Consider the following 26,043-nt stretch of genomic DNA (forward strand, 5'->3'; position numbering starts at 1 on the left):
GAAAACACGGCTGTTCGCTGATGGCATACGTGTCGGTCGCCGACTGGTCAGTCGGAGGCGCCGACGACGTGCTGGTCCCAGTCGATGACCGATCCCGTCACGACGCCGCTGCGGTCGGACAGCAGGAGGACGGCCAGCGCGGCCATGTCGTCGACCTGCCCGAGCCGTCCCATGGGCTGCGACGCCGAGGCCTTCTCGAGCCACGTGTCGTCGGCGTCGTGGAACTCGCGCTGCACGGCGTCCTCGCCCTCGGTCTGGGTCCAGCCGATGTTGATGCCGTTGACGCGGATGCGGTCCCACCGGTGGGCGTGCGCCGCATTGCGGGTCAGGCCCGCCAGCCCGGCCTTGCTGGCGACGTAGGGCGCGAGGTACGGCTGTCCGCCGTGCGACGACATCGTCAGGACGTTGACGATCGTGCCGCCCTCGCCCCGCCGCACCATGTCGGCGACAGCCGCCTGCATCAGGAAGAACGGGCCCTTGAGGTTGACCGCGACGTGGGCGTCGAACAGCTCGGGCGTCGTGTCGAGCAGCGTGCCGCGGCTCGTCAGCCCGGCCGCGTTGACGAGGCAGTCGATGCGTCCGTGGCGGTCGATCGTCGTGGCGACGGACGCACGGGCCTGCTCGACGTCGGCGACGTCGCACGGCACGAAGCTCGCCGCGGTGCCGAGGCTGCTCGCGAACGACTCCCCCACGTCGGCGCGTCGTCCCGTCACGACGACGGTGCCACCCTCGGCGACGGCCGCCCGGGCGATGCCTGCCCCGACGCCCTGGGTTCCGCCGCTGACGAGCACGACCTTGTCGGTCAGCAACGGCTCAGCCATCGGTACGACGCCGATCCGTGCCGGCGTCGATCGCGTCGTCGAGCTCGGCGGGCGTCCAGCCCTCGGCCAGCGCCCGCTGGACGATCTCGGCCTGCGAGAGCGGCGTCAGGCCGTTGACGTTGGCGTCGAGGTCGAGGTTCGTCGGGAACGGGTAGCCCTCGGCGGACGCCGCCACGGCGTTCGCGACGAGACCGCTCCCGGCTCCGGCGGCGAGGCGCTCGAGCAGGGCCGGGTAGACCGCCTTCGAGACCCGCGCACGGTCGACCGACTCCATCGCGCGTCCGAAGGCCGACGACACCTGCAGCAGGTTGGCCATGCGCTGGACGTCGGTCGACACGTTGGTGCCCGCACCGTGGAACACCGCGGGGTTGAAGAAGGCCGCGTCGCCCTTGGCGAGCGGGAGCTGCACGTGGTGCTCGGCGAAGTACTCGCGGAACTCCGGCAGCCGCCAGGCGAGGTACCCGGGGGCGTACTGGTGCGAGTGCGGCAGGTACATCGTCGGCCCGCTCTCGACCGGCATGTCGGAGTGCGCCACCGCTCCCTGAAGGGTGAGCACCGGCGACAGGACGTGGACGTGCGCCGGGTAGCGCTCGACGACCTCGTTCGACAGGAAGCCGAGGTGGTAGTCGCGGTGCGGGTCCTGGGCGACGCCGCCGGGCCGCACGACGTTGACCTGGGACGTCACCTGGTACGCCGGGCCGAGCCAGGCTCGGGAGATCAACGCGAGGACGTCGTTGGCGTAGTAGTCGACGAAGGCCCCGGGATCGCGCACCGCGAGCTTCTCCAGCGCGTTCCAGACGCGGCTGTTGGCACCGGGCTTCGCGAAGTGGTCACCGGGGGCGGTGCCCGCAGCACGCTCGTCGACGATGATCTCGTCGAAGACGGCCGTCACGCGATCGATCACCGAGGGGTCGGTGAAGGCGCCCTTGAGGGCCACGACGCCGGGCCCGTCGCTCAGGGCGCGCACCAGCTCGCCCTCGACCTCTGCAGAGCCGGCTTCTGTGCTCGTCGCGGCGCGCAGGACGGCCGACTCGTAGACCAGCACGCCCTGCTCGACGCGGTCGGCGTGCGGGTAGTCGGCGACGTCGGTCGTGGCGCGGACGACGGCGTCGAAGTCGTCGACGCTGCAGTCCGACTCGTGCAGGCGCGGCGAGCGTCCGGTCGTGCCGTGGATCGTGGCTGTCATGCGTTCTCCTCGTGACTGGGTACGACCCGACGCTAGTGGCCGCCTATGCTCGGCGGGACGCCGAAACACCTCAAGAACACCTCAGAGAGACGTGGAGCACTGATGGGCCACCCGTTCCGGATGCGCGAGATCGCCCAGCAGTCCGGCCTGAGCCTCGCCACGATCGATCGCGTGCTCAACCGGCGCGCCGGGGTGCGTGCCAGCACCGTCGCCGAGGTCGAGCAGGCGATCGCCGAGCTCGACCGACAGGCGTCCCAGGTGCGGGTGGCCGGACACACCTTCCTGGTCGACCTCGTGATGCAGGCACCCGCTCGGTTCTCGGCCGCCGTGAGGGCCGCGCTCGAGGGTGAGCTGCCGCACCTGCGGCCCGCCGTGATCCGCGCGCGGTTCCACCTGCAGGAGAACAGCTCGCCCGCCGAGGTCGTCCGCACCCTGCACGTGATCGCCCGACGGGGGTCGCAGGGCGTCATCCTCAAGGCTCCCGACGATCCCCTGGTCGTGGAAGCGGTCGACGAGCTCGTCGCGGCCGGCATCCCTGTCGTCACTCTCGTGACCGACGTGCCGGACAGTCGCCGGATCGCGTACGTCGGCATCGACAACCGTGCCGCCGGGGCGACCGCCGCGTACCTGCTGTCGCAGTGGACACCGGGCGGCGAGGGCGCGGCGCTGACGACGTTGAGCAGTGCGGCGTTCCGCGGCGAGGACGCCCGCGGTGCCGGCTTCCGTGCCGCCTGGGCGGATCTCGCGCCCGGACGTCGCGTGCACGAGGTCGCCGAGACCGACGGGCTGGACGCCACGATGCTCGACGCGGTGACGGCGGCGCTCGAGGCCGACCCCGCGATCGACACGGTCTACTCGATCGGTGGCGGCAACGTCGCGACGCTCGAGGCGTTCCGGCAGGCCGGACGGACCTGCCGGGCGTTCGTCGCGCACGACCTCGACGCCGACAACGCTGGCCTGCTGCGCTCGCGCCGCCTGTCGGCCGTGCTGCACCACGACCTGCGCGACGACATGCGGCGCGCCTGCCGGGTCGTGATGCAGGCCCACGGGGCGCTGCCGGGGCCCGTTGTCTCCCTGCCGTCGCACATCCAGGTCGTCACGCCCTACAACGAGCCCGGCGCCTTCCTCCCCCTCGCGAGTCACTGAATGCCCCCTCGCGAGTCACTGCGTCATGCGACGGAGTGACTCGCGACCGGTGACGGAGTGACTCGCGAGCGGGGGTCAGAGGGTGAAGGCGGCGCGGAAGGCCTCGAGGGCCCGGTCGCTGCCCTCGACCGACGGGTCGATCGCGAAGGCCTCCATCGCCACGACCCCGTCGTAGCCCGCATCGGCCAGCGCCTGGGCCACGAACGGCCACCTGACCTCGCCCGTGCCGGGCTCGCAGCGTCCCGGGACGTCCGCGACCTGCACCTCGCCGATGTGCGGAGCGGCCCGCCAGATCAGGTCGACGAGATTCCCCTCGCCGATCTGCGCGTGGTAGAGGTCGAGGTTCATCTTCAGGTGCGGGCTGTCGACCGCCGCGACCAGCGCGAGCGTGTCGGCGGCCCGCGCGAACGGCGTGCCGGGATGGTCGACCTCGGTGTTGAGGTTCTCGAGCACGAACGTCACGCCGTGCCGGGCACCCAGCTCGGCGATGCGCGACAGGGTGCGCGCCGCGGCGAGCCACATCTCGCCCGTCACGACCTCGACCGGACGGACGGGGATGCCGCCCTCCCCCAGTCCCGTGCCGTGCAGGTTGAGCGACGGGCACCCGATCGCCTGCGCGAACGGGATCGACTGCTCGGCCGTCCGCAGCAGCTCATCGGCACCGTCGTCCGTGATGAGGTCACCGCTGACGTAACCCGTCATCGACGTGAACCGGGCACCGGTCGCGACGAGCGCGGCGGCGTCCTTGCCCGTCCAGTCCCAGATCTCGGCTGCGAATCCCGCCGCGTGGATGCGTTCGACCCGCTCGAGATGCGGCAGGTCGGTGTAGACCATCTCGGAGCAGACGGCCAGATAGAAGCTGCCGGGAAGGGGCCCGAGGTCGACGGTCATCGTGCGACCCCCGCCCGAGCGCCTGACGTCATCGAGTCGATGCAGGCCTGGGCGATCGCGAACGCCGCGAAGGCGTCGTCGCCCGTGACCGACGGCGCGCGCCCCTGCTGCACCGCGAGCGCGAACTCGGCGAGCTCGCCCGTGTAGGCGTCGATCAGCAGCTCGGTGTCGCTGTGCGACGTCGCGGCCACGCGACCCGCGGCGTCGTGCACGCGCAGGGACGACCGGGCGCCCTCGCCCATCGTGACCATGCCCTCGGATCCCAGCACCTCGCCACGCACGTCGTAGCCGTACGTCGCCGCGAAGCTCGCCTCGGCCGTCGCGATGGCCCCGTTGTCGTAGCGGATGACGACGGTGGCGTGGTCGAGCAGCGTCGGGTGGCCCGGCGACGTCAGCGAGTCGGCCGTCGCGACGACGTCGATGGCCTGCGCTCCGGGGTTGAGCCAGTTGAGCGTGTCGAAGTCGTGGATCAGGGTCTGCGTGAAGATCGTCCACGGCGGCACGACGTCGGGGTCGGACGGCCCGCGGCCCGGGTCGCGCGTCAGCGAGCGCAGCTGGCGGACCGCGCCGAGCCGGCCCGCGACGATCGCCTCGTGCGCCTCGACGAACTCGCGGGCGAAGCGGCGGTTGAACCCGACCTGCAATGCCACGCCCGCCGCGGCCGCCGCTGACCGGGCAGCGGAGATCTCGGCCAGGCTCATGCCAGCCGGCTTCTCGCTGAAGACGTGCTTGCCGGCCTCGGCGGCAGCGGTGATCAGCTCGGCGTGGGCGACCGACGACGCGGCGATCACGACGGCGTCGACGTCGTCGGACGCGAGCAGCGCCTCGACGGACGTCTCACCCCGCGCACCGAGCGGCTCCGCGAGCTCGGACGCCGCGCCCGGACGGGGGTCGGCGACGACCGTGAGCGTGGCCTCGGGCACCCTGCGGGCGATGACGGTGGCGTGCGAGGCACCGATGCGGCCGGCACCGATCAGGCCGATGCGGACAGGTGGGACGGGCATGGAGATCCTTCGGGACTAGAACGTTCTAGAAAGAAGACGATAGAGTGCCGCACGAGCGCCGTCAACACGCCGGCCCGACACCGACCGCGAAGGGGGCCCTGCGTGACCGAGCGCATCCGACGGCCCCCGGCGTCGCGCCCCACGCTCGCCGACGTCGCCCGCGAGGCCGGGGTCTCGACCGCGCTCGTCTCGATCGTCATGCGCGGGGTGCCCGGTGCCAGCGACGCGACCCGCGAGCGCGTGCGAGCGATCGCCGACGACATGGGCTACGTCCGGGACGAGCGTGCGCGCAAGCTGCGCCAGTCGAGCTCGAGGCTCATCGGTGTCACCTTCGACCTCCAGCAGGCCTTCCACGGCGACCTCGTCGAGCACCTGTACACCGCGGCCGCCGCGCGCGGGTACGACCTGGCGATCAGCGCCGTGGCACCCAGCCGGGGCGAGGACGTCGCCCTGCAGGCGCTGCTGCGGGAGCGGTGTGAGGTCGCCGTCCTGCTCGGCTCGACGCTCGCCGACGACACTCTCGCCGCGACGGCCCACCGCGTCCCCCTGCTGCTGGTCGCGCGCCGCAGCAGCGCCGACGGGGTCTCGTCGGTGCACAGCGACGACGCCGCCGGCGTCGGACTCGCCGTCGACCACCTGGTGTCGCTGGGCCACCGCAGCCTCGCGCACGTCGACGGTGGGACGGCACCCGGAGCCGACGACCGCCGGCACGGCTTCACCGTCGCGGTCGAGCGCCACGGGGTCGAGGGGCGCGTCGTCGCCGGCGGACCCACCGAGCACGACGGTGCCCGCTGCATGGCCGCGCTGCTCGACTCCCCCGGGCCGCCCACGGGGGTCGTCGCGTTCAACGACCGCAGCGCGGCCGGGGCGATCGACCTGCTGGTGCGGCGACGCCTCGACGTCCCCGACGACGTCTCGGTCATCGGCTACGACGACTCGCGGCTCGCGATCGGACCACACGCGCAGATGTCGACGATCTCGCAGAACGCCACCGAGATGGCCGAGACGGCCGTCGACGGCGCGCTCGACCTGCTGGCCGGCGGCGACGCACGCGAGGTCGTGCTGGCACCGCACCTCGTGGCCCGCAGCACGACCGGCCCCGCCCGCTGATCATCCAGGGGGACGGGACCGGGGCATGGCTCAGGCGTAGAGCGACGGCCGCTCGCGCAGCGTGACGGGCTCGCGCGCGCCGGAGGCCAGCGAGGCCACTCCCGCCTCGGCGACGGCGTTGGCGACGTAGCCGTCCCACGCCGACGGACCCGTCGTGGCACCCGCGAGGGCCTCGTCGGCCCACGTCGACAGCTCGATGCGATAGGCGTCGGCGAAGTGGGCCACGAAGTCGTCGCGCACAGGGACGCCGTCGACCCCGGCCACCCGGGTGCTGACGGCCTCGGCCGGTGCCAGCGAGGCGGTGCCCCGCGAGCCGACGACCTCGCAGCGGACGTCGTAGCCGTAGCCGGCGTTGACGAAGACCTCCGCCATGACCATGACACCGCCCTTCGTCCAGATCGTCGCGAGCTGCGGGTCGCGGAATCCGTCGACGACCGGCGACTCGACCCGGATGCCGGTGATCTCGTCGTCGAGCAGCCACGGGATCGTGTCGAGCTCGTGGATCATCGATCCCGTGATGAGCCCGGCGTCGTCGGTGCTGGTGCTGCTGGACGCATTGCGGTGGATCGCGTGGACGAGCCGCACGTCGCCGACCGTTCCGTCCGTGATCGTGCGCTTGAGCGCCACGAAGCCCGGGTCGTACCGGCGCATGAAGCCGACCTGCAGCAGCCGGCGTCCGCCGACCACCTCGGCCTCGACGACCCCGTAGGCCTCGTCGGCCGTGACGGCCAAGGGCTTCTCGCACAGGACCTGCTTGCCCGCCGCGAGGCACGCGCGCACCAGGTCGGCGTGCGTGCGGTCGGGCGAGGCGATGATGACCGCGTCGACCGACGTCGAGTCGATGAGCTGCTCGGCCGAGCTGACGACGTCGGCACCCACCGGCGAGGCTGCCGCCCGGGCCGTGTCGGTGTTGAAGTCGTACACCGCCGAGACGCGGGCCGACGGCACGCTCCTCGAGATGGTCCGGATGTGATCGGCACCCATGGCACCCGCACCGATGACACCTACGCGAAGGCTCACAGCGTGACCCACTTTCGTTCGTTGGAGGACTCGATCATGGCGTCCAGCACCGTGGCTGCCGCCAGCGCGTCGTGGATCGTCGCACCGACGGGCTTGCCGCCCGTGATCGACTCGACGAGGCGGAGCGCCTCGACGACCTTGAGGTCGTCGAAGCCGATCGGGTTGTTGGTGCCGGGCTGGAAGGCAGCGAGCTCGCCGTCTCCCGGACCGGCGTACTCGGTCGTGTAGAAGCTGTTCAGGTAGGGCTGGCCCGCCGAGGCGTCGACGCTCGAGACGCGCAGCTCGTTCATGCGCCTGAAGTCCCACTGCACGGCGCCGGCCGTGCCGTGCACCTCGAAGCCGTACGTGTTCTGCTCGCCCACGGCCGTCCGGCTCGACTCGAGGATGCCCCGCGAGCCGTCGGCCAGGCGGAGCAGCGCGTTGACGTAGTCCTCGTTCTCGACGTCGCCGAGCTCGCCGGCCCCCTTCTCGTAGTGCATCGCGCCGGGCAGGGCAGCACGCCGCTGCGGGATGAACGTCGCGCGGTCGACGACCAGCTCGGTGATCGGGGCGACGACGTGCTGGACGAGGTCGGCCGCGTGGCTGACCAGGTCGCCGAGCACGCCCGAGCCCGAGAACTCGTTCCGGAAGCGCCACGACAGGGCGGCGTCCGGATCGGCCGAGTAGTCGGCCAAGAAGCGGACGACGGTGTGCTCGACCATGCCGATGCGTCCCGAGGCGACGATCTCGCGGGCACGCTCCACGGCGGGCACGTTGCGGTAGTTGAAGCCCGTCGCCGCCTGCACGCCCGCCGCCTCGACGGCTGCGACGATCTCGGCGGTCTCAGCGGCGTTGCGTCCGGCGGGCTTCTCGACCCACAGGTGCTTGCCCGCCTCGGCCGCCGCGACGGCGACGTCGCGGTGGATGAAGTTGGGGCCGGTCACGCACACCAGGTCGACCTCGTCGTGCGTGACGAGCTCGCGCCAGTCGCTCACGACGTGCTCGAACCCGTACGCGGCAGCCGCCCGCTGCGTGCGGTCGTCCGGGGCGTTGTCGGCCACCGCGACCAGCCGCGGCGCGAGCGGCGCGTCGGGGTAGTGCTGCACCAGACGGGACAGGGCACGGGCGTGCACCTGTCCCATCCAGCCGAAGCCGACGATCCCGACGCGGAGCGCGGGAGCGCCAGTCCCAGTGCGGGAGCTCACGTGACGTCGGCCTTCAACGTCTGCGCGATCTCGGAGTCGGCACCCATGGTCTTCTCCAGCTCGTGCGCGAGCGACTCCAGCTCGGCGCCGCCGGCCATCATCGACGTCAGCTCCTCGAGGGTCATCTCGGCCTTCGGGAAGTCACCCATGCTCTTGCCGCGACGCAGCAGCATGAACCGGTCTCCCACGGGATACGCGTGGTGCGGGTTGTGGGTGATGAACACGACGCCGAGACCGCGGTCGCGGGCCTTGGCGATGTACTTGAGCACGACGCCGGACTGCTTGACGCCGAGGGCCGCGGTGGGCTCGTCGAGGATCAGCACGCGGGCACCGAAGTAGACCGCCCGCGCGATCGCGACGCACTGCCGCTCACCGCCCGAGAGCGTCCCGATGGGCTGCTCGACGTCGCGCAGGTCGATGCCCATCGCCGCGAGCTCGTCCTTGGTGATGCGCTTCATCTCGTCGACGTCGAGCTTCTTGAACGGGCCGAAGCCCTTCGTGATCTCACTGCCGAGGAAGAAGTTGCGCCACACCGGCATGAGCGGGACGACCGCGAGGTCCTGGTAGACCGTCGCGATGCCCAGCTCGAGCGCCGCACGCGGGCTCGAGAGGGTCGTGGCCTCGCCGTCGATCAGCAGCTGACCGTCGCTGTGCTCGTGGGCACCCGCGAGGATCTTGATGAACGTCGACTTGCCGGCACCGTTGTCGCCCAGCACGCAGGTGACCTCACCCGCGCGCACCGACGTCGACACGTCGCTCAGGGCGATGATGTTGCCGTAGCGCTTGCCGATGTCCCTGACCTCGATCACGGCCGTGCCGGCCGCGGCGGGGGCCGCGACGTTGGTCGCCGAGTCTGTCGTCTTGTCGCTCATCGTGCCGTCTCCGCTCGCTTGCGAACCCACTCGTTGAGGAGCACCGCGCCCAGGAGCATGACTCCCAGGAAGGCCTTGAGCCAGTTGTTGTCCCAGCCCGAGTAGACGATGCCCTGGTTGACCATGCCGTAGATCAGCGCGCCGAGGGCGGCACCGATCGCCGAGCCGTAGCCGCCGGTCATGAGGCAGCCTCCGACGACGGCGCAGATGATGTAGATGAACTCCTGGCCGACGCCCGTGTTGCTCTGGACTGTCGACGTCGTGAACAGCAGCAGCATGCCGACGAGCCAGCCGGCTCCTGCGGTCGTCATGAACAGGCCGACCTTGGTCTTGAAGACCGGGACGCCGATCTGCCGGGCAGCGGTCTGCTGGCCGCCGACCGAGAAGATCCAGTTGCCGGTGCGCGTGCGCAGCAGGATCCAGGTGGCGAGGACCGTGACGGCGAGCCACCAGAAGACCGAGGCGTACACGAGCCCGCCACCGATGTCGGCCGCGGAGCCGAAGACCTTCTTGGCCGAGTCGTAGTAGGGGACGCTCGACATGCCCTGGATCGCGACCTGGCCGATCAGCGCCTTGGTGCCCGCGAGGTCGATGCCCTGCAGGACGAAGAACGTGCCCAGGGTGACGATGAAGCTCGGTAGCCCCGTCTTCATGACGAGCACCCCGTTGATGAACCCGACCAGCAGCGCCAGTGCGAGTGACACGAGGATCGCGGCCCAGATGTTGAGGCCGTACTCGGTCGTCAGCACGCCGACGACGAGGCCCGTGAAGCCCGTCATGGCACCGGCCGAGAGATCGAACTCTCCACCGATCATGAGCAGCGCGACGGCGACGGCCATGATGCCGATCGTCGAGGCACCGCGGAGCCACGTGCTGGCTCCGGGAGCGGTCGCGAACACGCTCGTGGTGGCGGCAAAGAACACGAAGATCACGATGGCTGCGACGAGCGCGCCGATCTCCGGTCGTTTCAAGAGCTTGGTGACGGTCGACGTGCGCGCGATGCGCTCGTCCGTCACGGTTGCTGTGGTCATGGTGGGTGCTCCCTGGGTGGGCTGAAGAGCTGTGGGATGAGGTGCTGTGCAGAAGAGGTGCTGTGTGGATCGAGCTGCGGACGGTGAGCCCCGGGGGCCCGGATCGCTCCGGGCCCCCGCGGATCAGGTCAGCGGGTGCCGTTCGCGGCGTACTTCAGGACGGCGTCGGCGTTCTCCTTGGTGATGAAGGCGGGGCCGGAGTTGATGGGCTGCCCTCCACCGATGTCGTTGCCGTTGATCGACTTGAGGTACAGACCCGTCACGCCGAGGAATCCCTGGACGTAGGGCTGCTGGTCGACGGCGAACAGGATCGTGCCGGCCTGGATGTCCTTGATGACGTCCTCGGACAGGTCGAACGTGGCGACCTTGGCCTTGCTGCCGGAGTCCTTGACCGCCGAGACGGCGTCGATCGCGTACTGGCCGCCCAGCGTCACGACGGTGTCGATGCTGGTGTCAGCCTGCAGCTTCGAGGTGATCGTGGCCGAGACGGCGTTGTCGTCCGTGCCGTCGACCTGCAGGTTCTCGACCTTGCCGCCCATCGTCTCGGCGACGGCCTTGCAGCGCTCCTCGAGACCCACGTTGCCAGCCTCCTGGATGACGCAGATGGCGTTCTTGGAGCCGGCGGCCTTGAGCTTCTCGCCCACGGCCTGTCCGGCGATCGTCTCGGTCTGACCGATGTGCGTGATGGCGCCGAAGTCCTTGAACTTGTCGACACCGGAGTTGATCGTGATGACCGGGACGCCGGCCGCGACGGCCTTCTTGACGCTGGCCTCGATGCCGTCGGGGTTGGCCATCGAGACGACGATGCCGTCGACCTTGTCGGCGACCGCGCCGTCGATGAGCTGGGACTGCTTGGCCGGGTCGGCGTCCGAGCTGTACTCGACCTTGACGCCGTAGTCGTCGCCAGCCTGCTCGGCACCGGACTTGACCCGGTCCCAGAACGCGTCGCCGGGCGCGCCGTGCGTGATGACGGCGTAGGTGTAGTCCTTCTTGGCCGTGTCGGCCGTGCCGCTGTCGCTGCCCGTGCCGCTGCATGCGGCGAGCAGGGTGCCGGCGGCGAGGATCGCACCGACGATCTTGATCTTCTTCATGTGGAGTGTTCCTGTTCTCGTGGGTTTGTTCTCGACGAAACGGTAGGGCTAGTGAGCCGTCGGGAAGTTGAGCTGAGCGAGCGATTCCTCGCTGACGTGGGGCCACCGGGTGGTGACGACCTTCGCCTGCGTGTAGAACCTCACGCCTTCGGGACCATGGATGTGGTGGTCGCCGAACAGTGAGTCCTTCCAGCCCCCGAAGGAGTGGAACGCCATGGGGACGGGGACCGGCACGTTGATGCCGATCATGCCCACATGGACCTTCCGCTGGAAAGTCCGTGCCACCTCACCCGAGGAAGTGAACACTGCTGTGCCGTTGCCGTACGGGTTCGAGTTGATGAGCTCGATCGCGGCATCCAGCGTCGGAACCCGCAGCACGGTGAGCACGGGTCCGAAGATCTCGTCGGTGTAGACCGACATGTCAGGGGTGACCTGGTCGAGCAACGAGGGGCCCACGAAGAAGCCCTCCTCGTAGTCGTCGACCACCAGGTCGCGGCCGTCGACGACGACCGTGGCACCGGCCGCCTCGCCCTGGCCGATGTAGTCGACGATCCGGTCACGCGACGCCTGGGTCACGACCGGGCCCATCTCGGCGTCCGGATCGGTGCCGACGCTGACCGTGAGGTCGGTCGACCGCTCGCGGATCTTCTCGACGAGGGTGTCGGCGGTCGGGCCGACGGCGACGACGGCCGAGATGGCCATGCAGCGCTGGCCAGCAGAGCCGTAGCCAGCGGCCACGATGTGGTCGGCGGCGAAGTCGAGGTCGGCGTCGGGCATCACGACGGCGTGGTTCTTGGCACCGCCGAGGGCCTGCACGCGCTTGCCGGTGCGGCTCGCGTTCTCGTGCACGTACTTGGCGATCGGGGTCGAGCCGACGAACGAGACGCCGGCGACGTCGGGGTGCTCGAGGATCGCGTCGACCGCGACCTTGTCGCCGTGCACGACGTTGAAGACGCCGTCGGGCAACCCGGCCTTGGTGTAGAGGCGGGCGACCAGGTCGGACGCACCGGGGACGCGCTCGGACGGCTTGAGCACGAAGGTGTTGCCGCACGCGATCGCGACGGGGTGCATCCACAGCGGCACCATGATCGGGAAGTTGAAGGGCGTGATGCCGGCGACCACGCCGATGGGCTGGCGGAACGTGTGCGAGTCGACGCTGCCCGAGACGCTGTCGGAGTACTCGCCCTTGAGCAGCTGCGGGATGCCCGCGGCGAACTCGACGACCTCGCGGCCCCGGACGACCTCTCCCTTGGCGTCGTCGATCGTCTTGCCGTGCTCGGAGCTGATGATCGCGGCGAGCTCGTCCTCGTGCTCGACGAGCAGCTGGCGGAAGTCGAACATGATGCGCGAGCGCGCCGTCACCGACGTCTCGCTCCAGGTCTCGAAGGCCTTGGCCGACGAGGCCACGACGGCGTCGACGTCGGCGGCCGTCGCGAGACGCACCTGCGACTTCGCGATGCCGCGGGCCGGGTCGTAGACGTCGCCGAAGCGGTCGCTCTCGCCGGTGAACGGCGAGCCGTCGACGTAGTGGTCGTACTGGGTCATGAGTGGTCCTTTGGCAGTGCAGTCGTGTGGGAGGCCGGCGTCAGGTACGGACGCTGGCGGGTCTTGTGGTCGTCGTAGGCGAGGCGGGCCTGTTGTGTGGACTCGAGGACGGACACCTCGGAGACCGGCACGTCCCACCAGGCGGGGCTGTCGGGCGCCGGCACCAGCGGATCGGTCTCGACGTGGATGACGGTCGTGCGCGTCGACGCCTTGGCCTTGAGCACCGCGGCCCGGAACTCCTCGATGCCAGCGACGGCCAGCACGTCGGCCCCGAGGCTCGCGGCGTTGGCCGCCAGGTCGACCGGCAGCTTGTCGCCGTCGAGCCGGCCGTCGGCGGAGCGGTAGCGGTATGCGGTGCCGAACCGCTGCGAGCCGAGCGACTGCGACAGCGCGCCGATCGAGGCGTAGCCGTGGTTCTGCACCAGCACGACGATGACCTTGACGCCCTCGGCCACGGCCGTGACGAGCTCGGTGTTCATCATCAGGTAGGAGCCGTCGCCGACCATCACGAAGACGTCGCGGTCGGCGTCGTCACCGGCCTCGGCCTGGTCGAGCGCCGCCATCTTGACGCCGAGACCGCCGGCGATCTCGTATCCCATGCAGCTGAAGCCGTACTCGACGTGGTAGCCCTTGCGGTCGCGGGTGCGCCACAGCTTGTGCAGGTCTCCGGGCATCGAGCCCGCCGCGCACAGCACGACGTCGCGGGGGTCGGAGAGCTCGTTGACGGCCCCGATGACCTGCGACTGGATCGCGAGCCCCTCGGCGACGACGGGAGCGCCCTCGCCGTCGTAGGCCCGCTGGACGATCGCGTCCCATTCGGCGGCCAGGGCCGTCGCTCGCTCGGTGTGCGCGGGGTCGGCGGTCCAGCCGTCGAGCGCGGCGGTGAGCGCCGTCAGCCCCTCGCGGGCGTCGGCGACGAGGCCCGTCGCGGAGTGCTTGTGGGTGTCGAACGCCGAGACGTTGAGGTTGACGAACCGGACGTCAGCGTCCGCAAACACCGTGCGCGACGCCGTCGTGAAGTCGCTGTAGCGCGTGCCGATGCCGATCACGACGTCCGCCTCGGCGGCCAGCGCGTTGGCGGCGGTCGTGCCGGTGGCACCGATCGCGCCGACCGACTGCGGGTGGTCGTAGGGCAGCGCGCCCTTGCCGGCCTGCGACTCCCCCACGGGGATGCCGGTCGCCTCGACGAAGGCCAGCAGCGCGTCGTTGGCCCCGGAGTAGGTGACACCGCCGCCGGCCACGATGAGCGGCTTGCGGGCGGAGCGGATCGCTGCGACCGCACGGGCCAGCGCCGCCGGCTCGGGGACGGGACGTGCGACGTGCCAGACGCGGCGGGCGAACAGCCCGTCGGGGAAGTCGTACGACTCGGCCTGGACGTCCTGCGGCAGCGCCAGGGTGACGGCACCGGTCTCGGCCGGATCGGTCAGGATGCGGGTCGCGTGCAGCAGCGCCGAGGCCAGCTGCTCGGGCCGGTTGACGCGGTCGAAGTGGACCGAGACGGGCCGGAAGATGTCGTTGACCGAGATGTCGCCCTGCTGGGTGTTCTCGAGCTCCTGCAGCACGGGGCTCGCGACCCGGGTGGCGAAGGTGTCGCCGGGCAGCAGCAGCACCGGCAGGCGGTTGATCGTGGCCAGCGCGGCACCCGTGACCATGTTGGTGGCACCGGGGCCGACCGACGCCGTGACGGCCATCGCGGCGAGGCGGTCACGCTGACGGGCGTAGGCGACGGCGGCGTGCACCATCGACTGCTCGTTGCGGCCGTGGAAGAAGCGCAGGTGCGACGGATCATCGGAGAGCTCGCGCTCGAGCAGCGCCTGGCCGACGCCGGCGACGTTGCCGTGGCCGAAGATGCCCCAGCAGCCGGCGAAGAACGGACGCGCGACGCCGTCCCGCTCGGTGTACTGGGCCTCGAGGAAGCGGACGGTCGCCTGGGCGACGGTGAGGACGGTCATGCGTGCCCTCCGAACGGGAGTCGTGGATCCACGGCTTGGTCGGCCCATGTCTCGCGGATCCAGGTGTGGGTGGGGTCGTCGCAGATCAGCCAGGCGCGCTCGTCGCCCGGACCGGCCATGACGTTGAGGTAGTAGAGGTCGTAGCCCGGTGCCGCGATCGACGGTCCGTGCCAGCCGTGCGGGATGAGCACGGCGTCGCCGGTGCGCACCTCCGCCGCGACGTCGATGTCGGCGTCGTCGTGACCGTACACCCGCTGGAAGCCGATCCCCGAGCCCGCGGGCCCGTCGGCCACCTCGAAGTAGTAGATCTCCTCGAGGCGGGTCTCCCCCTCGCGCTCCTCGTCGTGCTTGTGCGGCGGGTACGACGACCAGTTGCCGCCGGGCGTCAGCACCTCGCACGCGATGATGCGGTCGGCCTCGAGCACCCCCGGGATGCCGAAGTTGTTGACCTGCCGGCTCGACTGGCCCGCGCCCCGCATCTCGACCGGCACGTCGGCGTGCGGGAGGTAGGCGGGCTCGAGGCGGTTGGCGCACTTCGCCGACGCCAGCGCGAACCGTCCACCGTCAGCGCTCGTGACCGTCAGTGTCGCGTCGCGCGGCGCGTAGACGACGTCGCTGGGGCCGGCGAAGACGTTGGCGCGTCCGCCGAGCGTGAAGGTGTGGCCGTCGACGGCCACCTCGGCGGACCCGCTCAACGACAGCACCACGACCTCGGTGTCGCCGGTGTGGATCTGCTCGGACCGACCCGGTGCGAGCACCAGGACGCGCAGGCCGCTGTAGCCCCAGCCGGCGCTGTCCGGGGTGATCTCGAGCGCGAACGGCCCTGAGGCCCCCTCGCCCGACCGGATGACGTACTTCGAGCTCACGCGGTCATCATCTCCACGGTCGCGTCGACGGCCGCCTCGACGTCGCCGCCGGGCGGGAACAGCAGCGAGCGTCCGACGACCATGCCGCGCACCGACGGGCCGGCCAGAGCCTTCGACCACGCGGCGAACTGCGCGTCCTGGTCGGCGGCGACCTCGCCACCCAGCAGGAGCACCGGCAGCGCCGTGGCGGCCAGGACCGGCTCCATGTCGTCGATGACCGGCAGCTTGAGCCACGTGTGCGCCGAGGTGGGCGCCAGGCCCGCGGCGACGGTCGCCGAGCGCACGACGGCCTCGGTCGACAGATCGTTGCGGATGCGCCCCGACTCGTCGCGGTAGGAGATGAACGGCTCGACCATCGACATCAGGCCGTGATCGGCGAGATCGGCCGTGGCGTCGGCGCAGGCCTGCATCGTGTCGACCGTCGAGCGGTCCTGCGGGTCGATGCGGAACAGCATCTTGCCGCCCTGGTAGCCGGCGTCGGCGATCGACTCGGCGTCGTAGCCCGTGAACCGGTCGTCCATCTCGAAGGCCGTGCCGGCGAGGCCGCCGCGGTTCATCGAGCCGATGACAACCTTGCCCTCGAGGGCACCGAGGATCAGGAGGTCCTCGATGATGTCGGCCGTGCCAAGCACGCCGTCGACGCCGGGACGTGCCAGCGCCCGCACCATGCGGTCGAGCACCTGCCGGCGATCGCCCATCGCGAGGGCGTCGTCGCCGGCGCGGAGCGCGCCGCGGGCGGGGTGGTCGCACGCGATCAGCATCAGGCGTCCGGTCTGACCGACCAGGCCCGTCGGCTGCGTGCGCGACGCGGCGAGCTCGGCGATGCGCTCGGGGTGCTCGACGCGGGTCGCGACGATCGAGGCGATGTCGCTGGACGTGACGGTGGTCATCAGACCCTGCCTTCTGCGAGAACGGTGTCGAGCTGGTCGACGGTGGGCATCGCGTCGGCGCACGACAGCTGACCGGCCACGAAGGCACCGGCAGCGTTGGAGAACGAGAGCATGCGGGTGAGGTCCCAGCCGCTCAGCAGGCCGTGCACGAGCGAGCCGCCGAAGGCGTCCCCCGCCCCGAGGCCGTTGACGACGTCGACCGGCACGGGCGGGACGACGACGGACTCGTCGCCGCGCACGCCCAGCACGCCGGCCGGGCCCTGCTTGACGATCGCGAGCTCGATGCCGGCGGCCTGCAGCGCCTTGGCGGCGGCCTGCGGATCGGTCTCGCCGATCGCGACCTGGCACTCCTCGCGGTTGCCGACCGCAACGGTCGCGAACGGCAGCGCCTTCGCGATCTCGGCGGTCGCGGCCTCGGGCGACTCCCAGAACATCGGGCGGTAGTCGAGGTCGATGACGGTCGTGCCATGGCCACGACGGGCCTCGAGCGCCGCGAGGTGCGCCTCGCGGCTGGGCTCCTGCGACAGGCCCGTCACGGTGACCCAGAAGACGTCGGCCGCACGGATCGCGTCGTAGTCGAGCTCGTCGGGGCTGATGTGCAGATCGGGGGCCTTCGGGCCGCGGTAGAAGTACAGCGGGAAGTCGTCGGGAGGGTAGATCTCGCAGAACACGACGGGGGTCGGCACACCGGGCACCGACGTGACGTACTGGTCGTCGACGCCGAAGCCCGTCAGCTCGGCGTGGATGAAGCGTCCGAACGGGTCGTCGCCCGTCCGGGTGATGACCGCCGAACGGCGGCCCAGGCGGGCGGCCGCGACGGCGACGTTGGTCGCGCTGCCGCCGAGGAACTTGCCGAACGACGAGACGTCCTCGAGACCGACACCGATCTGCTCGGGGTAGATGTCGACGCCGACACGTCCCATCGTGATGAGCTCGTGGTGAGTCACGCCGTGGCCTCCAGGGCATCCTTCACGAAGTCGAGGCACGAGCGTACGTCGGCGACGGGTCCGATGCCCTCGGGCGCGCCGTGCTTGAACATGACGTCCTGCTCCAGGACGTACCAGCCGTCGTAGCCGTGGCTGCGCAGAGCGTCGATCATGGCGCGGATGTCGACGTCGCCCTGGCCCAGCACCTGCCACATCCCGGCGGCCACGGCGTCGGCGAAGGCGACCTCGCCGGAGACGACCCGGGCAGCAGCGGCGGCGTCGACGTCCTTGAGGTGCACGTGCTTGACGCGGTCGAGGTTGGCGAGCGTGATCGCGACCGGGTCGGCACCCGCGGCGGCGAGGTGACCCGTGTCGATGCACAGGCCGACGTGCGAGCCGTCGAGGACGCGCTGGGTGTCGTCGGCGTTCTCGACGAGCGTCCCGATGTGCGGGTGGATCGCGGCGACGACGCCACGCGACGCGGCGTGATCGGCGATGCGGTCGAGGTTGGCGAGCAGCGTCTTCCACTGCAGCTCGTCGAGCACGGGGCGGGCGTCGTAGCCGTCGAGGCCCGTGGACGCGGCGAGCACGACGACACCGGCGCCGGACGCGAGGCACGCGTCGATGAACGGGTCGACGTCGACCATCGGGTCGTGCGCGGGGTCGTGCAGCACGACGGGCAGGAAGCCGCCGACGGCCTGGAGGCCGTAGCCCTCGAGGAAGGCGGCCTTCTCGGCCGGGTCGGTGGGCAGGAATCCGTCCGGGCCGAACTCCGTGGCGCCGAGGCCGAGCGACTGCATCTCGGTCAGGACGCGGTCGGCCGGCATCTGGTAGCCCCAGCCGGGGACCTCGCACACGCCCCACGAGATGGGGGCGCCGGCGATGCGGAGGGGGGTCTGGCCCTGGGGCTCAAGGGTCGTCGACACGGGGTCCTCATGTTTCTGTGTGAGCTGGAGTGTTTGTCGTGACAAAGTCGGTCAGCCGAGTGTGTCTCACGACACAGCCGGGTGTCAAGCCTTTGTCATGACATATGGACATAGCGCCCGAACCGGCTACATTGTCGCCATGCCAGGCCCCGCCTTCACCCTCGACCGCTCGAGTCCCGTGCCCCTGTACTTCCAGGTGGCCGAGCAGTTCGAGCGGGCCATCCTGGACGGGTCCATCGCGCCGGGCGAGCGCATCGACAACGAGGTCGCACTGGCGCAGAAGCTCGGGCTGTCACGGCCCACGATGCGTCAGGCCATCCAGGTGCTGGTCGACAAGGGCATGCTGGTGCGCAAGCGGGGGGTCGGCACGCAGGTCGTGCACGGCAAGATCCGGCGCTCGGTCGAGCTGACGAGCCTGTTCGACGACCTCAGCGCCGCGGGCCAGAAGCCGCGCACCGAGGTCATCGCGGTGGGCAAGGTCGCCGCCGACGAGGACGTCGCCCGCGAGCTGCAGCTCAGCAAGGGTGCCGATGTGTGGTCGCTCGAGCGGCTGCGCTTCGTCGACCGACAGCCGTTGGCCCACATGCACAACTACATCCCGATCGACGTCGTCGACCTCGAGGCGATCGACCTGTCCGAGACGGGGCTGTACGCGCACCTGCGCTCGTCCGGCATCGTGATGCGGGTCGCCCGCCAGCGCATCGGGGCCCGTGGGGCGGCCGTCGACGAGGCTCGGCTGCTGGGCGAGCGCAAGGGCGCTCCCCTGCTGACGATGCAGCGCACGGCCTACGACAACGCCGGCCGCGCCGTCGAGTACGGCCGCCACGCCTACCGCCCCGATCTCTACGCCTTCGAGCTCACCCTCGTCGACCGCTGACGCGCGGGTTCCGCAACCCACACCTCAGCAGGGCGCAACCCACGCGTCAGCGTTGGGTGTCGGCGGCGAGGGCCGCGAGGGTGCGGTGCATGCCGTCGAGCAGCTCGACGTCGTGGCTGTCGGCACCGCCCATGGCGTACTTCGCCACGACTCGGATCAGCAGGGAAGGACGTGGCAGGGCCGTGCGGCGCTCGGTCACCAGCGTCCCAGTGCCGGACGGCTCGAGCTCGTACGACCACTCCACGTCGGTCGGCCAGACGTAGAACGCCAGCGCCCCGCGGCCACCGTCGTGCGCAGGGTCCTTCCAGCGGGTCAGCCGGCTCAACGTGGGCCACACGACGGCCCTGCGCCGGTTGAGGTGCAGCGCCCACCGGCCCACCCGCGGCGCCCCGAACATCCACGTGCCCACGAGCTCAGGGCTGCGGCGGCTCATCGACCGCAGGTCGGACAGCACGGCCCACACACCCGCAGGCGGCACGGCGATCTCGATCGAGGCCTCGAGCGGCGGCTGACCGGCCATCAGGCGCGCTCCGCCGCCGCCTTGACGCGCTGCAGCGTCTGGCGGATGCCCTCGGCCAGCGAGGCCTCGAAGGGGTCGACACCGCCGAGCCCCACCGCGACGGCGAGGTCCGAGACCTTCGAGGTGCCGTTCGGCGTGCGGCGGCTCTCGGTCAGCAGGGTTCCGGTGGCCGTCGGCTCGAGCTCGTACGTCCAGACCGACCGGTTGAGCGGGACGCGGAACGCCAACGTCTGCTCGGGCTCGAACACCACGACCCGGGCCGTCGTGGGCCAGCGCTTCCAGCCCGATCGGTTGAGGTTGACCGTGCGGGTGCCCACGCCGACCTCACGGCCCAGCACGGCCATGCGGACGCACTGCGGGCTCCACTCCCCCATGCGACGCAGGTCGGACACGAGGTCCCACACCCGGGCCGGCGGCGCGTCGATCTCGATGCTGTCCTGGATGAGGGGCTGGTTCGACATGGTGCTCCTGGCTCTCGGGTGGCCTGAGCCTACCGACGGGACGAGGTGGTGTCAGGCGCGGCGAGGAGCGGGGATGGCGAGCGGGTCGCGGGTGCGCGCGTTGATCCACTCGACGATCCAGTCGCCGACCTGCGGGTGGTTGAGCAGCGCGAAGTGGTGGGCGCTCGGGAGGTACTCGAACCGGGCCCCGTCGACGATGGGTCCGTTGCGACCGACACCGGTCGCCGACGAGAAGTGCACCAGCAGGTCGCCGAGCACCGAGCTCAGCGGATGCTTCTGCGACGCCCCGAGGGTCGCCGCGACGAAGTGGTACTCCGCGTGCGGGAGCGGCGCGGCGGCGATGCGGTCGAGGCCCCACTGCCCCGTGAGGTCCTGCCCCTCCCACTCGTCGCGCGTGATGTAGCCGTGCCGCAGGTCGACGATGCCGGCCGACCGGGAGTCGAGGATCGTGCCGAACGGCGTCGACTCCGGCCAGAACCGCAGCAGCCGGGAGCCGAGGTGCGCGACCTTCTCGAGGTTGGCGCCCGCGTGCGGCGTGCCGAGGCAGATGACGTCGCGCACGAGGTGCTGCCACGTCTCGCCGGCGGCCGTCGCGTGGTTGGTCGCGGCCCTCGCCACGAGGCCGCCCATGGAGTGACCGACCAGCGTGATGCGGCTGACCGCGACGGGCCAGTGCTCGACGACCTGCTGGATCAGGGCGTCGAGGTGCTTGCCGTTCTCGGAGATGTGCAGGCCCGTGTTGTAGCGGACCATGACGGGCGTGCCGTCGGTCTCGGCGGCGATGCGCTCGGCATAGGTCGTGCCGACCGTCCTGGCACCGTTGGCCCACGACTCGTCGTTCTCGCACAGGCCGTGCAGGAAGATCACGGGGTGGCTGGTCGCGTCGCGGAAGACCTCGGCCAGGGGCCAGCCCGTCGCGGGGACGTCGGCACCCTCGTGGCGCACCGCCATCGTGATGGCCTGGGGGTCGTCGAGCATCCGCAGCTCGTCGCCGATCAGGCCGTTGATCGCGGCGACGACGAGACGTCCGCGGGGGCCCGACTCGATCGGACGTCCGACACCCCGCGTGGCCATCGCGCGCACGGAGCCGCTCGAGACCCTCAGGACGCCGGAGATCGCGCCGTAGACCGAGGTGACGACGGCGTCGTGCAGCGACTCCGGCACCCGGCCGCCGACCATGCGCGTGGCGCGGAAGACCCGGTTCGCCACGGCCTGGTGCATCTCACGGGCCGTGCCGACGATGAGCCGGTCGCCGTAGTCGAGCGCCAGCGCCGCGACGTCGGTGGTGCGGGCGGGCTCGGCGGACATGTTCTACATACTGCCGGTATCCGGCCGGGATGTGAACCTCCCCGAGGGGAGGCGTCTGTCACCCCGGCCGGACGACGGTCAGCTGTCGGTGTCGTCGCCCTCGGCGTCGTCAGCGTCGTCGTCGGACCCGAAGGTGCCGTCGGCCCGCAGCTTGGACAGCTCGATGACGTTGCCGGACTTGTCGGTGACCTTGGCACCCTCGACCAGCGATGCGAGCGCCTTGCCGCGCAGCACCTCGCTCACCATCTCGGGCACGTGGTTGTGCTCCATGATGTGCTGGATGTACGAGTTCGGGTCCTCGCCCGACTGCTGCGCGCGGCGCATGATGTGCTGCGACAGCTCGTTGTCGTCGATGCCGAACTCCTGGTCGGCCACGATCTGGTCGAGGACGAACTGGGCGACCAGCGAGTCGCGGACGCGCTTCTCGAGCTCGGCCTCGAACTCGTCGACGGTCTGCTCCTCGTCGTCGAGGTACTGCTGGAACGGCACGCCGGCCATCGCGAGCTGCTGCTCGATCTGCTGACGGCGGCTCGTGATCTCCTCGGCGACGAGGGTCTCGGGCAGCGGCGCGTCGATCTTGCTGACGATCTCGTCGAGGACGAGGTCGCGGGCCTCGTTGGCCTGCTCCATGCGCTTGCCGCGGGTGACCCGCTCGGTCAGGTCGGCCTTGAGCTCGTCGATCGTGTCGAACTCCGACGCGGTCTGGGCGAACTCCTCGTCGAGCTCGGGCAGCTGCTGCTCCTTGACGTCGCCGACCGTGACGGTCACGTCGACGTCCTGGCCTGCGAGCTCGCCGCCGACCAGCTGGGTCGTGAAGGTCTTGGTCTCGCCGGCCGACAGGCCGATGACGGCCTCGTCGAGGCCCTCGAGCATCGTGGCCTTGCCGACCGTGTAGGGCATGCCCTTGGCCTGGGCCTCGGGGATCTCCTCACCGTTCTGCGCGGCGGACAGGTCGATCGTCAGGAAGTCGCCCTCGGCGACGGCGCGGTCGACCTCGGCGAACGTCGCGAAGCGCTCCTGCAGGGCCGTCAGCTGCTCGGTGACGTCGTCGTCGGACACCTCGGCGTCCTCGACCGTGACCTCGATCGTGGAGATGTCGGGCAGCGTCAGCTCGGGGCGGACGTCGAGCTCGGCGGTGATCTCGATCGGCTCGCCGTCCTCGAACTTCGACAGGTCGATCTCGGGCTGGCTCAGCGGCTGCAGGTTGGTGTCCTGCAGGGCCTGGCTGTACCAGCCGGGGAGGGCGGCGTTGATGGCCTCGTCGAGGACCGGGCCGCGGCCGACGCGCTGGTCGACGATCGCCGCGGGGACCTTGCCCTTGCGGAAGCCGGGGATCGTGATCTGCGAGCCGATGGTCTTGTAGGCGGCGTCAAGACTGGGCTTGAACTCCTCGAACGGCACCTCGATGGTGAGCTTGACCCGTGTCGGGCTCAGTGTCTCGGTGGTGCTTTTCACGTGGGTGACTCCTGCATGATCTCGGTGGGGGGTCGGCTTGACCCGCTGCGGCCGTGGTCGGCCGTCAAAGCGTCCCTCCAGTCTCTCATGCGAGCGAATTGACGCCGAATGCACCTGCTGGTGCGACGTGAGTCGGAGGCAGCGCCGGGAGGACGAGCCGGAAGCACGCACCGACGGCCGCGGGCTCGCACGTGAGCGTCCCGCCGTGGGCCTCGGCGATGCCGCGGGCGACCGGCAGTCCCAGCCCGACCCCGCCGGCGTGGCGGTCGCGTCCCTCGTCGAGCCGCACCATCCGCTCGAAGATGCGCTCACGGTCCGCGGCGGGGACTCCTGGCCCGTCGTCGGTGACCTCGAGGACGACGCGGTCGCCATCTGCCCGGACGTCGATGTGCACCGTGTCGGCGACCCGGCACGCGTTGGCCAGCAGGTTGCCCAGCACCTGGGCGATGCGATCGGCGTCGGCCAGCACCCACGTCTCGGGGGCCGTGACGTGCACCGTGGCACCCTCGCGGGTCAGCGGCCGGTCGGCGGCCGTGCGCGCGGCCTCGGCGAGGTCGAGGGGCCGGCGGACGAGGTCGAGCCCCTGGTCGACCCGCGACATCAGCAGCATGTCGTCGACGAGCCGGGCCGCATGCCGCGCCTCCCGGATGACCTGCACCGCGAGCTCCTCCCGGCTGGCCCGGGTGGTCTGGTTGCGCAGCAGGCTCTCGGCAGCGGCCTGCATGCCGGCGACCGGGGTGCGGAGCTCGTGGGCGGCGTCGGACAGGAAGTCGCGCAGCCGCTGCTCGGACTGCATCGCCGACCGCTCGGCACCCTCGACCTCGTCGAGCATCGCGTCGAAGGCCGTGGCCGTTCGACCGATGTCGGTGCGGGGCCGGTCGGGGCGCAGCCGTCGTCCCCGGTCACCGGACGTGATCGAGCGGGCGACCTGCGTCATGTCGGCCAGCGGCGACAGCGAGCGTCGCACCACGACCATCAGCACCGCGGCGGCCAGCAGCAACGTGACGAGCGAGGCCACGACGAGCACCGTGCGGAGCTGCGCCAGCGTCGCCTCGACCTGGCTGGAGTCGGCGGAGACCCGCACGATCGAGCCGTCGGTCAGCTCGGCGTCGAGCGTCAGCACCGACCCGAGCTCGGTGATCCTGCCGCTGGCGGCGGTCGGTACGGGCGGTCGCGGCGCGGGTCGCCTCCCTCCCGGATCGGGGCGCGCCTCGGTCACGGCCCCGTCGGACGGCGCGGCCGCCGACGCCGAGAGCTCCTCCGGCGAGGGCCCGGACACACTCACCGTGCCGTCGGCCGACCGCAGGTACGCCGAGACGCCCTGCCCCGACAGCCGTTTGACCAGGACGTCGTCGCTCACCGATCCGCTGAGGGCCTGCGCCGTCTCGACCCGGTCCTGCAGACGCTGCTCGATCTCGCCCCGCAGCCGCGAGCCGAGGGCCGTGTCGACGCTGACGCCCAGCACGAGCAGCAGGCCCGTGAGCACGACCAGCACCGACACGACCGTGCGGACCAGCAGCGATCGCGTGCGCACGCCCTCGGGCCTGCGACGCCACCTCATGCGGCCCTCAGCACGTAGCCGATGCCGCGCACGGTCTGGATGAGCCGCGTCCCGCCGCGCTCCTCGAGCTTGCGACGCAGGGAGCTGACGTGCACTTCGACCAGGTTGGGGTCGTAGCTGTCGTAGCCCCACACCTGGGTGAGGATCTGCGTCTTCGACAGCGTCCGTCCGCGCTCCCCCGCCAGGAACGCCAGGAGGCGCAGCTCGGTGCCGGTCAGCACGATGCTCTCCCGCGCCCGCACGACCGCCCCGGCGTCGAGGTCGACCAGCAGGTCGCCGATCTCGAGAACCCCGGGCGCGCGACCACGGCGGCGCAGGATCGCCGTCATGCGGGCGACCAGCTCGGCCATCACGAACGGCTTGGCCAGGTAGTCGTCCACCCCGACGTCGAAGCCGCGCAGCTTGTCGTCGACGCCGTCGCGGGCCGTCAGCAGGATCATGCCGGCGTCGCCGGCGGCGGAGACCACCCGCGCGAGCTCGATGCCCGAGCGACCCGGCAGCATCCAGTCGAGGATCACGAGGTCGGGACGGAAGGTGTCGAGCTGCTGCTCGAGCTCTCCGCCGTCGACGGCACCAAGCGCCACCCAACCGCGCGACTCCACCGCCGCGACGAGGGCGGTGCGGATCGTGTCGTCGTCCTCGACCACGAGGACGCGTGCGGGGTTGGTCATGTCATCCATTGTGCGCAGGTCGGGCTGAAGCGTCGCTGAAGATGACCTGTCACGGGTCGTGCTTCAGGTGGGCTTCAGCCTGGCTCCACATCGTGGAGTCCGAGGCACCACCGCGGTGCCGACGAGAGGACACCATGAACGAGTTCGACGACACAGCACCCCTCGAGCCCACCCCTGCCGCATCGCCCGCCCCGAAGCAGCCCACCCGCCGCCGCAACCTCGCGCTGGTCGGTGCCGCAGCAGTGCTGGGCGTCACGGCCCTCGGGATCGGCGCGGCCGTGGCCTCGTCCGACGCACCCGCCCCGGCGTCGACTCGCTCCTCGGCCGAGGGCGGCTCGGCTGCCGGCAGCGCGACGCCGGAGCCTGCGAGCGGCGACAGCGACAGCGGCAGCGGCAGCGGCAAGAGCTCGACCGGCTGCGATGACGCGGACGGCCCCCGCACCGAGGGTGCTGCGCCGATGCCGGCCCCGCCGAAGGATGGCGAGCAGCCGCCTGCGCTGCCCGCGCCGCCCGAGGCGAAGGACGGCGCGACCCGTCCCGCGCTTCCGGCGGCACCTGAGGGAGACGGTCCCCGGCCCGTGCCGGCGGCTCCCGAGGACGGTGCCACCCGTCCCGCACCGCCCGAGGCTGGCAAGGCGGGCAAGCACGGTGTCCGTCCCGCGCCCGTCACGACGCCCGCTCCCGCGCCGGCGAAGTAGCCGCGGACGGGGTCGTGGCCTCCCACGACCC

The 26,043-nt window shown here is 71.1% G+C and carries 25 protein-coding genes; 4 read left to right on the top strand and 21 right to left on the bottom strand.

Going from position 1 to position 26,043, the window contains the following annotated elements:
• Positions 1 to 47: 47 nt before the first annotated feature.
• Positions 48 to 821, bottom strand: coding sequence for an SDR family oxidoreductase (locus JOF40_RS19080; protein ID WP_129182795.1), 774 nt, complete (start codon positions 819 to 821; stop codon positions 48 to 50).
• Complete coding sequence (locus JOF40_RS19085) at positions 814 to 2,007, bottom strand: phytanoyl-CoA dioxygenase family protein (protein ID WP_129182797.1); 1,194 nt, start codon at positions 2,005 to 2,007, stop codon at positions 814 to 816. Before JOF40_RS19085 ends, JOF40_RS19080 begins: the two co-directional genes overlap by 8 nt.
• 102 nt (positions 2,008 to 2,109) lie before the next feature.
• Here JOF40_RS19085 and JOF40_RS19090 point away from each other — a divergent pair, with 102 nt between their 5' ends.
• On the top strand, positions 2,110 to 3,153 hold the full coding sequence (locus JOF40_RS19090; protein ID WP_129182800.1) for a LacI family DNA-binding transcriptional regulator: 1,044 nt from the start codon (positions 2,110 to 2,112) through the stop codon (positions 3,151 to 3,153).
• Positions 3,154 to 3,228: 75 nt separating this feature from the next.
• Here JOF40_RS19090 and JOF40_RS19095 read toward each other — a convergent pair whose 3' ends face one another.
• A complete protein-coding gene (locus JOF40_RS19095; RefSeq protein ID WP_129182802.1) occupies positions 3,229 to 4,044 on the bottom strand; it encodes a TIM barrel protein in 816 nt (271 codons plus the stop codon).
• Positions 4,041 to 5,048 (bottom strand): Gfo/Idh/MocA family oxidoreductase, encoded by a 1,008-nt coding sequence (locus JOF40_RS19100; protein WP_129182804.1) that lies wholly within the window; start codon positions 5,046 to 5,048, stop codon positions 4,041 to 4,043. Before JOF40_RS19100 ends, JOF40_RS19095 begins: the two co-directional genes overlap by 4 nt.
• A gap of 102 nt (positions 5,049 to 5,150) precedes the next feature.
• Between JOF40_RS19100 and JOF40_RS19105 the strand changes: the two genes are divergently transcribed.
• On the top strand, positions 5,151 to 6,158 hold the full coding sequence (locus JOF40_RS19105; protein WP_209674714.1) for a LacI family DNA-binding transcriptional regulator: 1,008 nt from the start codon (positions 5,151 to 5,153) through the stop codon (positions 6,156 to 6,158).
• A gap of 30 nt (positions 6,159 to 6,188) precedes the next feature.
• Here JOF40_RS19105 and JOF40_RS20300 read toward each other — a convergent pair whose 3' ends face one another.
• The 11 genes from JOF40_RS20300 to JOF40_RS19160 form a co-directional block, all read right to left on the bottom strand.
• A complete protein-coding gene (locus tag JOF40_RS20300) occupies positions 6,189 to 7,178 on the bottom strand; it encodes a Gfo/Idh/MocA family oxidoreductase (RefSeq protein WP_129182806.1) in 990 nt (329 codons plus the stop codon).
• A complete protein-coding gene (locus tag JOF40_RS20305; RefSeq protein ID WP_246152825.1) occupies positions 7,175 to 8,362 on the bottom strand; it encodes a Gfo/Idh/MocA family protein in 1,188 nt (395 codons plus the stop codon). The genes JOF40_RS20300 and JOF40_RS20305 overlap by 4 nt, the downstream gene beginning before the upstream one ends.
• On the bottom strand, positions 8,359 to 9,234 hold the full coding sequence (locus JOF40_RS19120) for an ATP-binding cassette domain-containing protein (RefSeq protein ID WP_129182808.1): 876 nt from the start codon (positions 9,232 to 9,234) through the stop codon (positions 8,359 to 8,361). Before JOF40_RS19120 ends, JOF40_RS20305 begins: the two co-directional genes overlap by 4 nt.
• The gene (locus tag JOF40_RS19125) at positions 9,231 to 10,265 is read right to left on the bottom strand and encodes an ABC transporter permease (RefSeq protein ID WP_129182810.1); all 1,035 of its coding nucleotides are present in this window, start codon (positions 10,263 to 10,265) and stop codon (positions 9,231 to 9,233) included. The genes JOF40_RS19120 and JOF40_RS19125 overlap by 4 nt, the downstream gene beginning before the upstream one ends.
• Positions 10,266 to 10,393: 128 nt before the next feature.
• A complete protein-coding gene (locus JOF40_RS19130) occupies positions 10,394 to 11,356 on the bottom strand; it encodes a sugar ABC transporter substrate-binding protein (RefSeq protein ID WP_129182812.1) in 963 nt (320 codons plus the stop codon).
• A 48-nt stretch (positions 11,357 to 11,404) separates the two neighbouring features.
• Positions 11,405 to 12,901 (bottom strand): CoA-acylating methylmalonate-semialdehyde dehydrogenase, encoded by a 1,497-nt coding sequence (locus tag JOF40_RS19135; protein ID WP_129182814.1) that lies wholly within the window; start codon positions 12,899 to 12,901, stop codon positions 11,405 to 11,407.
• The gene (iolD, locus tag JOF40_RS19140) at positions 12,898 to 14,853 is read right to left on the bottom strand and encodes a 3D-(3,5/4)-trihydroxycyclohexane-1,2-dione acylhydrolase (decyclizing) (protein ID WP_129182816.1); all 1,956 of its coding nucleotides are present in this window, start codon (positions 14,851 to 14,853) and stop codon (positions 12,898 to 12,900) included. The genes JOF40_RS19135 and iolD overlap by 4 nt, the downstream gene beginning before the upstream one ends.
• Positions 14,850 to 15,719: a 5-deoxy-glucuronate isomerase gene (iolB, locus tag JOF40_RS19145; RefSeq protein WP_129182818.1), complete on the bottom strand. Its 870-nt coding sequence runs from the start codon at positions 15,717 to 15,719 to the stop codon at positions 14,850 to 14,852. Before iolB ends, iolD begins: the two co-directional genes overlap by 4 nt.
• Positions 15,716 to 16,609, bottom strand: coding sequence for a Cgl0159 family (beta/alpha)8-fold protein (locus JOF40_RS19150; protein WP_129182820.1), 894 nt, complete (start codon positions 16,607 to 16,609; stop codon positions 15,716 to 15,718). The genes iolB and JOF40_RS19150 overlap by 4 nt, the downstream gene beginning before the upstream one ends.
• Positions 16,609 to 17,532, bottom strand: a complete 924-nt coding sequence (iolC, locus tag JOF40_RS19155) for a 5-dehydro-2-deoxygluconokinase (protein WP_129183400.1) — start codon at positions 17,530 to 17,532, stop codon at positions 16,609 to 16,611. The genes JOF40_RS19150 and iolC overlap by 1 nt, the downstream gene beginning before the upstream one ends.
• Before the next feature lie 20 nt (positions 17,533 to 17,552).
• Positions 17,553 to 18,461, bottom strand: coding sequence for a TIM barrel protein (locus JOF40_RS19160; RefSeq protein WP_246152824.1), 909 nt, complete (start codon positions 18,459 to 18,461; stop codon positions 17,553 to 17,555).
• Positions 18,462 to 18,600: 139 nt separating this feature from the next.
• Between JOF40_RS19160 and JOF40_RS19165 the strand changes: the two genes are divergently transcribed.
• Positions 18,601 to 19,338 (top strand): GntR family transcriptional regulator, encoded by a 738-nt coding sequence (locus JOF40_RS19165; RefSeq protein ID WP_129182822.1) that lies wholly within the window; start codon positions 18,601 to 18,603, stop codon positions 19,336 to 19,338.
• A gap of 46 nt (positions 19,339 to 19,384) precedes the next feature.
• Here the strand turns inward: JOF40_RS19165 and JOF40_RS19170 are convergent, their stop codons facing one another.
• From JOF40_RS19170 to JOF40_RS19195, 6 genes are all read right to left on the bottom strand, one after another.
• Positions 19,385 to 19,858 (bottom strand): SRPBCC family protein, encoded by a 474-nt coding sequence (locus JOF40_RS19170; RefSeq protein WP_129182824.1) that lies wholly within the window; start codon positions 19,856 to 19,858, stop codon positions 19,385 to 19,387.
• Positions 19,858 to 20,319: an SRPBCC family protein gene (locus JOF40_RS19175; protein WP_129182826.1), complete on the bottom strand. Its 462-nt coding sequence runs from the start codon at positions 20,317 to 20,319 to the stop codon at positions 19,858 to 19,860. The genes JOF40_RS19170 and JOF40_RS19175 overlap by 1 nt, the downstream gene beginning before the upstream one ends.
• A 51-nt stretch (positions 20,320 to 20,370) precedes the next feature.
• A complete protein-coding gene (locus JOF40_RS19180; protein WP_129182828.1) occupies positions 20,371 to 21,627 on the bottom strand; it encodes an esterase/lipase family protein in 1,257 nt (418 codons plus the stop codon).
• A gap of 78 nt (positions 21,628 to 21,705) precedes the next feature.
• Positions 21,706 to 23,082, bottom strand: a complete 1,377-nt coding sequence (gene tig / locus JOF40_RS19185) for a trigger factor (protein ID WP_129182830.1) — start codon at positions 23,080 to 23,082, stop codon at positions 21,706 to 21,708.
• An 85-nt stretch (positions 23,083 to 23,167) separates the two neighbouring features.
• On the bottom strand, positions 23,168 to 24,643 hold the full coding sequence (locus JOF40_RS19190; protein ID WP_129182832.1) for a HAMP domain-containing sensor histidine kinase: 1,476 nt from the start codon (positions 24,641 to 24,643) through the stop codon (positions 23,168 to 23,170).
• Positions 24,640 to 25,314 carry a response regulator transcription factor gene (locus tag JOF40_RS19195; protein ID WP_129182834.1) on the bottom strand — a complete coding sequence of 225 codons (675 nt, stop codon included), beginning with the start codon at positions 25,312 to 25,314 and terminating at the stop codon, positions 24,640 to 24,642. Before JOF40_RS19195 ends, JOF40_RS19190 begins: the two co-directional genes overlap by 4 nt.
• Before the next feature lie 134 nt (positions 25,315 to 25,448).
• Between JOF40_RS19195 and JOF40_RS19200 the strand changes: the two genes are divergently transcribed.
• Complete coding sequence (locus JOF40_RS19200; protein WP_129182836.1) at positions 25,449 to 26,012, top strand: hypothetical protein; 564 nt, start codon at positions 25,449 to 25,451, stop codon at positions 26,010 to 26,012.
• The last annotated feature ends 31 nt before the right edge of the window (positions 26,013 to 26,043 follow it).

Source organism: Aeromicrobium fastidiosum (assembly GCF_017876595.1).
GTDB lineage: Bacteria > Actinomycetota > Actinomycetes > Propionibacteriales > Nocardioidaceae > Aeromicrobium > Aeromicrobium fastidiosum.

What these genes read in the sequence shown, in the direction of transcription:
- JOF40_RS19080 (WP_129182795.1), bottom strand. Translation starts at nt 821, where the DNA reads ATGGCTGAGCCGTTGCTGACCGACAAGGTCGTGCTCGTCAGCGGCGGA.
- JOF40_RS19085 (WP_129182797.1), bottom strand. Translation starts at nt 2,007, where the DNA reads ATGACAGCCACGATCCACGGCACGACCGGACGCTCGCCGCGCCTGCAC.
- JOF40_RS19090 (WP_129182800.1), top strand. Translation starts at nt 2,110, where the DNA reads ATGGGCCACCCGTTCCGGATGCGCGAGATCGCCCAGCAGTCCGGCCTG.
- JOF40_RS19095 (WP_129182802.1), bottom strand. Translation starts at nt 4,044, where the DNA reads ATGACCGTCGACCTCGGGCCCCTTCCCGGCAGCTTCTATCTGGCCGTC.
- JOF40_RS19100 (WP_129182804.1), bottom strand. Translation starts at nt 5,048, where the DNA reads ATGCCCGTCCCACCTGTCCGCATCGGCCTGATCGGTGCCGGCCGCATC.
- JOF40_RS19120 (WP_129182808.1), bottom strand. Translation starts at nt 9,234, where the DNA reads ATGAGCGACAAGACGACAGACTCGGCGACCAACGTCGCGGCCCCCGCC.
- JOF40_RS19125 (WP_129182810.1), bottom strand. Translation starts at nt 10,265, where the DNA reads ATGACCACAGCAACCGTGACGGACGAGCGCATCGCGCGCACGTCGACC.
- JOF40_RS19130 (WP_129182812.1), bottom strand. Translation starts at nt 11,356, where the DNA reads ATGAAGAAGATCAAGATCGTCGGTGCGATCCTCGCCGCCGGCACCCTG.
- JOF40_RS19135 (WP_129182814.1), bottom strand. Translation starts at nt 12,901, where the DNA reads ATGACCCAGTACGACCACTACGTCGACGGCTCGCCGTTCACCGGCGAG.
- iolD (WP_129182816.1), bottom strand. Translation starts at nt 14,853, where the DNA reads ATGACCGTCCTCACCGTCGCCCAGGCGACCGTCCGCTTCCTCGAGGCC.
- JOF40_RS19150 (WP_129182820.1), bottom strand. Translation starts at nt 16,609, where the DNA reads ATGACCACCGTCACGTCCAGCGACATCGCCTCGATCGTCGCGACCCGC.
- iolC (WP_129183400.1), bottom strand. Translation starts at nt 17,532, where the DNA reads ATGGGACGTGTCGGCGTCGACATCTACCCCGAGCAGATCGGTGTCGGT.
- JOF40_RS19165 (WP_129182822.1), top strand. Translation starts at nt 18,601, where the DNA reads ATGCCAGGCCCCGCCTTCACCCTCGACCGCTCGAGTCCCGTGCCCCTG.
- JOF40_RS19170 (WP_129182824.1), bottom strand. Translation starts at nt 19,858, where the DNA reads ATGGCCGGTCAGCCGCCGCTCGAGGCCTCGATCGAGATCGCCGTGCCG.
- JOF40_RS19175 (WP_129182826.1), bottom strand. Translation starts at nt 20,319, where the DNA reads ATGTCGAACCAGCCCCTCATCCAGGACAGCATCGAGATCGACGCGCCG.
- JOF40_RS19180 (WP_129182828.1), bottom strand. Translation starts at nt 21,627, where the DNA reads ATGTCCGCCGAGCCCGCCCGCACCACCGACGTCGCGGCGCTGGCGCTC.
- JOF40_RS19190 (WP_129182832.1), bottom strand. Translation starts at nt 24,643, where the DNA reads ATGAGGTGGCGTCGCAGGCCCGAGGGCGTGCGCACGCGATCGCTGCTG.
- JOF40_RS19195 (WP_129182834.1), bottom strand. Translation starts at nt 25,314, where the DNA reads ATGACCAACCCCGCACGCGTCCTCGTGGTCGAGGACGACGACACGATC.
- JOF40_RS19200 (WP_129182836.1), top strand. Translation starts at nt 25,449, where the DNA reads ATGAACGAGTTCGACGACACAGCACCCCTCGAGCCCACCCCTGCCGCA.